This window comes from Aneurinibacillus sp. UBA3580 (genome assembly GCF_002375825.1).
Lineage (GTDB): Bacteria > Bacillota > Bacilli > Aneurinibacillales > Aneurinibacillaceae > Aneurinibacillus > Aneurinibacillus danicus.
Genome location: NZ_DFMZ01000024.1, coordinates 34831 through 37381 on the forward strand (window position 1 = coordinate 34831; position 2551 = coordinate 37381).

General features: G+C 50.6%; 2 protein-coding genes and 1 riboswitch. Both genes read right to left on the bottom strand.

The annotated features are described in order from the left end of the window. Positions 1 to 1012: homoserine dehydrogenase (locus B2899_RS03915; protein ID WP_286884180.1), on the bottom strand; the 1012-nt coding region annotated here is incomplete at its 3' end. Positions 1013 to 1097: 85 nt separating this feature from the next. Then, positions 1098 to 1207, bottom strand: a riboswitch (SAM riboswitch). Positions 1208 to 1306: 99 nt separating this feature from the next. Next, entirely contained in the window at positions 1307 to 2173 is an 867-nt protein-coding gene (locus B2899_RS03920; protein WP_246147378.1) for a DUF1002 domain-containing protein, read from the bottom strand. Positions 2174 to 2551 lie beyond the last annotated feature (378 nt).

A 2551-nucleotide genomic window follows, 5' to 3' on the forward strand; every position in this document is an offset into this window, starting at 1 on the left:
TCCCGCTATCTTCCTGCGCCGCGTACGTCTCCCGATCGGGCGTAAACGTATTGCCGCGCACTGCATTCAGTATATCTTCCACGATTGCGCTACCGGTCGGCAGCGCGCCGGCGCCCTTCCCGGTAAACAGCAAATCTCCCACTACATCGCCGGTGACAAACACGGCGTTGAATTCATTTTTCACCCCGGCCAACGGATGACTGTACGGTACAAGCGTCGGCACGACGCGCAGCCCGTATGCGGCTCCTCTGCGTTCCGCCGCCGCCAGCAGCTTAATCCGGTATCCTAGTTTTCCGTACAATTCAATTTCTTCGGTTCTCACGGATGTAATGCCCGTACGCTCGCTTGTCAGTGCCTGCATATGCCCGCCGAAGCAAAGGTGAGCGATAATCTGAATTTTGTTGAACGCATCATACCCCTCTACGTCGGCCGTCGGATCTGCCTCGGCAAACCCGAGGTCCTGCGCCTGCCGCAATGCTTCCTCATACGATAACCCTTCCTCTTCCATCTTAGTCAAAATATAATTGGTTGTACCGTTCAATATGCCAAAGACACGTGTCACACGATTTGCATTTAACTGTTGGCTCAGCGTATTGAGGATCGGAATACCGCCGCCCACGCTTGCCTCATACAATAAGGAGACGTTCTGTTCCTCGGCCAGTTGATGCAGATGCCGTCCATATGCCGCCAGCATTTCTTTATTTGCCGATACCACGTGGCATTTACGTCTAATGGCTTCCTCAATAAACCCAAGCGTCGGATCCAAACCGCCCATCGCATCAATCACAATATCTGGCTCCCTGTGCCAAATCGCCTCAATCTCTGTCGTTAACAGGCTCTGGTTCACTTCAATTTTGCGGGGCTTCTGCAAATCGCGCACCAGAATACCGACCACTTCAAAGCGGGCGCCTGTTTGCTTGCGGATCCTCTCCGCATGTGTATGTAAAATTGCCATGACTCCGGAACCGACCGTCCCTAATCCAAGCAATGCAATCTTCCACGTCTTCATCATCCAATCCCCTCCCAAAATATCCTTACGAAAAATAAAAAACCCTCTTCCGGAGAAGAGGGTCGGCTGTATAACGCACCAGGTCCTCCTCTCATCTGCCAAAGCGCCTGCGCTTTGATGGAATTAGCACCTTTCAGGCAATGCCTGCGGTTGCTGAGGCTTCATCGGGCCATATCCCTCCACCTCTCTGGATAAGAGTTTTATGATTTCGTATGCAATTTATTTGATTTGAAAACTATCGTACCGTGTTTTGTCAGAAATGTCAAATCCGGACGCACATCCGGTGCTTCTGTTGGGCTACTTAAACCAGGCCAGAATCTGATCGATCAGGTTCTTCAAAAACAGTAAAATCTCCTGCACAAGCGATTTAGCTTCCGGATTGTTATTCAGGAAGTCCTGCACCTGTCCCTTGTAGCTTGAGATTTGATCCAGCGTTTTGTTCCAGTCAATATTCAGGTTCTGAATTTTACGCAGAATGCTGACAAGCGATTCAATCTCCGCATCCGACAGCTGCAGTCCCATCTGGTCCGCCACGTTGCGAATCATCTCGCGCAGCTGGTCATCCGACAGGTTGCTCGTCTGTTTGGCCAGCTCCGCTTTCAAGCGGGTCAAAAGCTCGGCCGCTTTCTCCTTATCGCCAATCGTTTCTCCAATCTTCGCGGTCGTTACCATCTCTTCGTTAGCGACTTTCTTCTGGTTCTCGTCGATTTTCTCGCCGGTCACTGTCTCATACGCCTTCATGATCCCCGTCAACGCAGCCGTGCCGGACACTGGAGACGGCGCGTCGATTTTCACCGTCGCGTCCTTGACTCCCGCGGTCGCCAGCGCATTCTCATACATGGCTTTGCTAACCCAGGTGATGTTGTTTGTCTCTACAGTAATCCCTTTACCCGGCTCGGCAATTTGGATCATCGCCGACGAGAGGGCGCGACTGCCGATGACGCTTTTATTCAATAGACCGTCAAGGTATTTATGTTCTTCCTGATTCGTTACGGTAATCTCCTGCGCTCCGCTTGGCGCGTTAAACCGGTTCTGGATTTGTTCTTTCTGCGCCGGTTTCAAATCCTGGCCGTATGTAACAATCGTGTCGCCAGGCGCCGCATCCGCAAACGCGGTCGCGGTCGATAGAAGAAAAAGAAGCAGGGCTAAAAACAGCTTCCGCACTTCCGTCACTCCTCTCCAATATAAAGATAGCTTGCTCCCTGATTATAGCACAGCATACGTTACGTTGCCGCCTATAATTCCCTCTCCGGAACTTCAATCACTTTTTCCGGCGGGATGCTCGTTTGGTTGCAGATATACTCCATCCTCCTTCGATTGTCGCTTGCAGCTTCTCCAACCTACTTGTACTTACGGTGAAAATGAAGAAAAGGTTGCACAGCTTTTCCATAATTTTTTTATGTCATTTTCATTCTTCCGTGAATCTCATTTCCGCTTTCTCTCTTTCTTTATTTCAGGATTTTCACAGAAAACCACCATGGCGTCTCAGCCGCAACCCCGACATGAAAATTGTGGGAAAGGCGGCTGACTTTTGTGGTACGA